Source organism: Rhodococcus sp. 14-2470-1a, assembly GCF_002259425.1.
GTDB classification, from domain to species: domain Bacteria; phylum Actinomycetota; class Actinomycetes; order Mycobacteriales; family Mycobacteriaceae; genus Rhodococcoides; species Rhodococcoides fascians_E.
Window position 1 is genome coordinate 98,572 of record NZ_NPFZ01000020.1, and the last position, 7,174, is coordinate 105,745.

Consider the following 7,174-nt stretch of genomic DNA (forward strand, 5'->3'; position numbering starts at 1 on the left):
CCTTCGCGGCGATGGATTCGGCGTGGCCCGCCGAAGTCCCCACTATGCCCGAGACTGGCCAACGTTCCATTACTCGATGTTGCTGGGCACACCGTCGTCCTACGTGGAGACCCTTGTCTAGATCCGAAAGTTCATTCACGTGAATGAATTCTCCGGCTGGGTACCGAAACCCGCGGGGTGTATGTCACGGACGTCGAGCAGAAACTTGCTGCTGGGGCCGGGCTTCCGCTCTTGGGCTGGACGATCTGGGTATCTGCAATGGCTGTGAGCCGTCCAACGTTTGTCACCCACCACCTATAAGTTGAGTACCGATCAAGTTAGTTCGAAATGTGAGGATTCGATGTCGGCTTCAGATGACGCTGAACTACGCGGTCGCGTACGGCGCCTGCTCGAGTTCCTGCGCGAGACTGTTGGTGCCCAGTCCAAGCCGATTCGGCAGTACGGGACTGACGCCCGCGTCGAGTGGCTGTTCGACGATGCCCGACCCCTCGACGTCAATACCGATGTCGCCCCCGGTGACGTGGCGGTTCGCATTCCGCGCACGAGTATCGAGCAGCCCCCAGGCCTGCCTGCAGAGCTCGAGAAGCATGTAGACGAGACCACCACCCCGCCCACCCTTGCGAAGAACGCCCCCACCGAGGCTCATGAGTGGCTCCACAGTTGGGCAGGATGGGCCCTCGAAGACAAAGCACGCCGCCCCTTCGCCGAACTGTTCCGATCCGTCGACCTCATGCTCCACGACCTCGACACCCAGCCCGAGTCCCTTGAGCTCGTCATTGCTTCCGGCTATCTGGACGCCACCGTCGGCGACCAGCGCATCGCCACGCACCTCATCACCCAGCAGGCCAGCATCAGTCGCGAGGACTCCACCGGCGACCTCCTCGTCACCGTGGCACCGGCCAGCACCCCGCGCCTCGAAGACGTGCAGATCCTCCTCGACCTCCCCGGTTTCGACCGCGCCGGCACGAAAGCCCTGCACCGCAGCCTTACCGACCTGACCTCGTCGTCGCTCTCGTCGGACATCCCGCGTCTGCTCGGCCAGTGGGCCACATCCGCGCTGAAGCAGCCACTGACCGTCATCGCCGACCACGACAAGCCCGCCGGCTCCACCGCCGACACCCTCCGCATGTCGCCGGCCCTCGTCCTGCGCAAACGCAGCTCCTACGCCCTGGTGTCCTACTACGACGCCATGATCGCCGACCTCGACAACGGCGCACCCCTGCCCGTAGGCCTGTCCCATCTCGTCGAAGGCATCGAGGACAACACGCGCCGCGACTGGCTCGACGCCAACGTCAGCGCCACCCCCAGCGCCGAGCCGCTCTTCCCGCTCCCGGCCAACCGCGCCCAGGCCGGCATCTACAACCGCGTCATGAACGACACCGGCGTCGTCGTCGAAGGCCCACCCGGCACCGGCAAGACCCACACCATCGCAAACCTGATGTCCGCGTTGATGGCTCAGGGCCAGCGCATCCTCGTCACCAGCGAAAAGGCCCAGGCGCTGCGCGTCCTCAAGGACAAGCTGCCCGCCGAACTGCAGGATCTCTGCGTCTCCGTCACCGACATGGCACGTGGGGGATCGGCCGAGCTCGATGAGAGCGTTTCCACCATCGCCGCCCGCAAGGCCTCGTTCGACCCAGCAGATTCGCAGCGCACGATCGAAAGCCTCGTCGGCAAGCGCTTCAGCGCGAAGGAACAGCGCCACAAGCTCGTCGAGCAGATGCGTCTCGCGCGATCCTCCGAAGCCGACATCCACTCGCCCTCGCCCACCTACACCGGCACACTCGCGGCCATCATCGCCAAGCTCAACGCCCAGCAGGAGCAACTCGGCTGGATCCCGGGCCCGCTGCACGTCGAGCAGGCGCCGTTCGACGACGTCGCCTTCGCGTCCCTCTTCAGCAGCACGCATCAAAACCCCAATCTCCCGACCGTTGACGAGATTCGGGCACTGTGCCGCGGCGCGCACGGCTCATCGTCGATCCCTGGCCTCGACGCCATCGACCCGACCCAGCTCTACTACATCCTCCCGTCCGCGCAGGCGTTGACCGATCGTGCCCGCACCGTCGAGTCCTTCGGTCCCGACTATCGAGCTCTCGCCGACGGCTTGCTGTCCGGCGCGCTGGGGCCCATGTGGTCTCGCGTGCAGACGGTCTCGGCCATGTTGTCCGTCGCCGTCAGCGCCGACGCTGCCGTCGGTTCGCACCAGGTGGCGGCTCCTGCGTCGAGGCAGGCTCTCAACGCGTTCGACGCCTGTGCCCGGCTCCATGAGGCAGGCAACACCGGCGATCGTCCCGACGTGGACGCCACCGTCGACGGCGTCGAACCCACCGGTGCAGGCGAACTGCGCCTCGTCGCCGAACACATCAGATCCCTCGTCGCCGTCGACGATGCCGCACACCTGCTGCGCAGCATCGGAATCGAACTTCCCAGCTACGGGATCGACAGTCGCAGCCGACGCGTCGACACCCTGCACACCGTCTGGAATCAGGTTCTCGCGACGGGCAGTCTCGCCACTGCTCGCGACGAGCTCGCCGCGGCCCTCGGCGCCGTCGTCCCGTCCCTACCGCAGATCACGACGCTCGCCGACGCCATCACGCTCGCCACCGAGGTCACGGCCCTCACCGATCGCGCCGACGCCGCATCCGCACGTGCCGAGCTGAAAGCCCTAGCCGATCGGGTGGCGGTCGAGGTCCCAAACTCCGATTATCTCGTCGTAGCACTGCGTACCGGTGACGCCGACGCCTACGAGAGGCTCGCCGCTGACCTGCAGCCGGCAGTAGGTGGCACCGCAGTTCTGGAGACGCTGACCAGCATCGCGCCGAACCTCGCCCGAGCCGTCGAGGACGGACTCATCGCCCCAACCGACACCTTCGTCAAAGCCTGGACGTGGCGCTGGACCAAGCAGTGGGTCGAGGGCATCCAGCAGCCTGACCAGAACGACAACCTCGATTCCGAGCTCGACGCCCTCGACGAGGAGATCTCCTCGTTGACCGCACAACTTGCCGCCGAGCAAGCATGGCAGGAGTGCTTGCAGCGCATGACCAATCGCGAGGTCACCGCTCTGCGCGCGTATCAGGAAAACATGTCCAACGCAGGCCTGGGCACCAACGCCCTCGCCCAGCGGTATCGCGTCGCGGCGCGTGCAGCGATGAAAGACGCCCAGACCGTCGTGCCGGCGTGGGTGATGCCGATGGCCCAGGTGCTGTCGTCGATTCCGCCGCAACAGAACGCGTTCGACGTCGTCATCGTCGACGAGGCCAGTCAGTCGGAGGTCACCAGCCTGCTGCTGATGTGGCTTGCGCCGAAGGTCATTCTGGTCGGTGACGACAAGCAGTGCGCCCCTCCGGGAATCAAGAACTACACGTTGCAGTCGGTGCTGAACCGCCTCGATGACCTGCTTCCGGATGTCCCGATCAGCACCCGGATGATGCTGACACCAAAATCAAGTTTGTTCTCGCTGCTGCGTGCACGATTCGGCGACATCGTCAGAATGCGCGAGCACTACCGCTCGATGCCGGAGATCATCGAATGGTCGTCGTCGCAGTTCTACGATCGCTTACCGCTCGTGCCCGTTCGTCAATTCGGCGCGGATCGGTTACAGCCGCTTCGAAGTACCTTCGTCGACGACGCCACCACGTCCGGATCGAGCACGCGCCTCACCAATGCCGCCGAGGCGCACGCACTCGTCGACCAGCTCGTCGTGTGTCTCGCGGAACCCGATTACGCCGACAAGACCTTCGGCGTCGCTGTCCTGCAGAGTGCAGCGCAGGCGGATCTGATCCGATCGCTTCTGTTCGAGCGGGTTCCGTCCGAGCAGGTCGACGAGCGACGCCTGCGCGTCGGCACCCCGCCCGACTTCCAGGGCGACGAGCGCGACGTGATGTTCCTGTCGATGGTGATCGCACCCGGGTCGTCGTCGAACGCAATGACCGCGGACCTCTACAAACGCCGCTTCAACGTTGCCGCGTCGCGTGCACGGGATCAACTCTGGCTGTTCCACTCCGCCACCATCGACAGCCTGTCGGCGAACGATCTCCGACGCTCCCTCCTCTCGTATGTGGAAGCGTCGCCGACGGTTCCGGTCCCGGCGATGCCCCAGGCAGTATCGGTGACGACGCCGCATCCGGACTTCGGATCGCTCTTCGAGCAGGATGTCTTCCTCGCCCTGCGCGATCGCGGCTATCACGTCAACCCCCGTGTCGACGTCAACGAGATGACCATCGATCTCGTCGTCACCGGGGCAGCGGTGCGGGTCGCGATCGAGTGCGACGACGACAGCGAAACCGACACCGACGAGCTGCTCCGACGCATGGAGCGTGAATTCGAACTGCGACGCAGCGGGTGGCTGTTCCACCGTGTGCGAGCGTCGGATTTTGCGCTAGATCGGGAACGGGCGCTCGACACCATCACCCAGATCCTCGACTCCGTCGGCGTTCTGCCCGACGAGGTTGCCGTGGTCGTCGAGGGTTCGGGTCCTGCGACCTGGTCGCCGATCACCCTGGTGCGCGATTCCGATGACGTTGAGGTCGACGACGACGCAATCGAACTCGTCAGCGTCGAGGCGCCTGCGCCGTCGCAGACCGAGGTGGAGCTGGCTCCGTTGCCCGAGGTCATCGAGACTGTCGACGAAGTTATCGACGACGAAGACTCGGAAGATGTAGACCGCGTCGAGGACGAACCCGACGATGCTCCGGCGCCGCCCAAGCCGGTTCGGACGATGCCGCGTGAGGATCTCATTGCGGCCATTCGGTATTCGCAGAAGCGCAACAAGTTCTCCGTCGCGCAGACCGTCGAGGACTGCGAGGTCACGCCCGAGGCCGTTCAGGAAGCGCTCGCGGAGATCAAGTCACGCGACGATGCGCTGAGAGCGTCGAAGAAGAGACGGCCGGCTCCGACGCCGGATGTGATGCCGCGGAAACGGCGGGTCACAACGACCGAACCTGTGGTGATCAGCGGCAGTCCTTCCCTGCAGGCCGAATTGGACGCGCTGCCGGCGGCATCGTGGGCGGGTGCACGCGAGATTGCGGTTGCGGCGGCGCGTCCGAATGCGCCGTTGACCTTGGAACGGTGTCAGCGGGTGACGGGGTTGTCGCCGGAGAAGGCGGATCAGTTGTTGTCCGATCTGGTGGTGCTGAAGAAGTTGGCGAAACGGAAACGTGACGGTGTGGAGGAATGGGTGCGGCCGCAGGGGTTGACGCTATGACGCAGGTGGCCAGCCGGTCCGAGGGGTTGCGGGACTGGCAGAAGGAAGCGTTCGAGAAGTGGGTGTCGTCGGGGTATCGCGCGATCGTCGAGGCAGTCACCGGTACCGGGAAGACGCATGTGGGCTTGGCGGCAACGCTGGATTCGGTCAGTCGTGGTCGGCAGGTGTTGGTGGTGGTGCCGAGTATCGATCTGCTCGAGCAGTGGTACACGGCGATGGTCAAGGCGTTGCCGAGTGTGCGGACTGGGCGGCGGGGGAACGGTCACAACGACACGTTCCGGCAGTACGACGTATTGATCACGACGATTCAGTCGGCGATCCGGCCGGGTGCACCGATGCCGCGGACCGGTGCGTTGCTTGTTGCCGACGAGGTACATCGCTACGGGGCTGGTTCATTCGCAAAGGTCCTGATCAACCGGTTCGAGGAACGACTCGGGTTGACGGCGACCTTGGAGCGTCAAGACGACGGTGTCGACACGCATTTGATGCCGTACTTCGAGAACCTCGTCAAGGGCTGCGATGCCGCGCGGGGGAGACGTGACGGGATCCTGGCGCCGGTGCGGGTGATGACAGTGGCGGTGCCGTTCTCGGCGGACGAGGCGGCGAAGTTCCAGGACTTGGACGAGAAGGCGAAGTCGCTGCGCAACACGCTGATCTACGACTATGGCTGCGCTGCTGAGCCATTCGGTGAGTTCATGAAAAACGCGGTGGATCTGAGCAAGGAGCGGCATCTGCCGGCGAGCCGGGTGGCAAGTCGATACCTGTCGGCGTTCAGCAAGCGGCGGGCGTTGTTGGCGGACTGTGAGGGCAAGTTGCAGGCGCTGGCGGCGATCACGCCGGGGCTGGCGAAGTCGGAGCGTTCGATCGTGTTCTCGGAGACGAAGGAATCTGCAGCGAAGGGTGCCGAGGTGCTCGTGGCCGGTGGGGTGGCGGCGCATCAGTATTCGAGTCATTTGGATCGGGTTGGGCGGACGCGGATTCTGAAGCAGTTCCGCAGTGGTGAGCTCAGGTCTTTGGTGGCGCCGCGGGTGCTGGATGAGGGTATCGATGTGCCGGCGGTGGATGTCGGGGTGATCATTGCGAGCAGTTCGTCGAAGCGGCAGATGATTCAGCGGATGGGCCGGATTCTGCGTCTGAAGCCTGATGGTCGGCCTGCGGCGTTCGTGATCATGTATGTGGCGGGGACGAACGAGGATCCGTCGCTGGGGGCGCATGAGGCGTTTCTGGATGAGTTGACGCGTGTGGCCGAGGAGGTCGTGGACGTCGAGCTTGCTGATGCGGGTGCTGTGTTGGCGAGTTGGTTGGATCAGTCGGCGCCAATTTCTCCGAAGCCGCCGGTAGAGCCGACGCCGATCGAGCCGATCGTCATTCCGCAGTCGAAGATGGTGCCGACGAAGGTGTCTGCGGCGCGGACTCGGACGGTGAAGGAGATTCTGTCGGAGGCGCAGTATGGGACACCGGATCAGTTGGACGGGATGCTGCGGTGCCTGGCAGCCATCGATGTGAGGGAGGCATCGGTGTTGATCAGGAGATACGGGATCGGCGGGGCGAAGCCGAGGACGGTGTCGCAGGTGGCGTCGGAGATGGGCCTGAAGCGGATGATCATTGAGCAGCTCGAAAAGCGGGGGTTGAAGTCGCTGGACCGGGAAGCTGGAAAAATGCTGAACCGAGTAGCCGGATTCGTGATGTAGCCAGCATCCGCATGAGGAGACCTGAGTTTGAACCGTGCTGTCCGAAGCGAGCGACTACGGCGTGAAGCTTAGTGTTAGAGGACACGCACGATTTGAACTGTCCTGGGACTGGTGGAGACTGTGATCTCACCAGGAGAATGCAGGTATGGGTGCACCAAGGAAGTTCGATGCCGAGACTCGTGAGCGGGCGGTTCGGATGTATCGGGACCGTCTGGCCGGGGCAGGCGACACCAAGGTCGCCGCTCGGAAACACGTCGGAGCGTTGCTCGATATCAATCCCGCG

The 7,174-nt window shown here is 64.4% G+C and carries 2 protein-coding genes and 1 pseudogene; all 3 read left to right on the top strand.

From position 1 onward, the window contains the following. The first annotated feature begins 340 nt into the window (after nucleotides 1-340). A complete protein-coding gene (locus CH292_RS10545) occupies nucleotides 341-5,200 on the top strand; it encodes an AAA domain-containing protein (protein ID WP_094654672.1) in 4,860 nt (1,619 codons plus the stop codon). Further along, nucleotides 5,170-6,891, top strand: a complete 1,722-nt coding sequence (locus CH292_RS10550; RefSeq protein WP_094654673.1) for a DEAD/DEAH box helicase — start codon at nucleotides 5,170-5,172, stop codon at nucleotides 6,889-6,891. The genes CH292_RS10545 and CH292_RS10550 overlap by 31 nt, the downstream gene beginning before the upstream one ends. 145 nt (nucleotides 6,892-7,036) lie before the next feature. After that, nucleotides 7,037-7,174 (top strand): annotated as a pseudogene (locus CH292_RS10555) (IS3 family transposase); the annotation flags it as partial.

Excerpts from the sequence above, each read along its gene's own strand:
- CH292_RS10545 (WP_094654672.1), top strand. The coding sequence starts at position 341 with ATGTCGGCTTCAGATGACGCTGAACTACGCGGTCGCGTACGGCGCCTG.
- CH292_RS10550 (WP_094654673.1), top strand. The coding sequence starts at position 5,170 with ATGGGTGCGGCCGCAGGGGTTGACGCTATGACGCAGGTGGCCAGCCGG.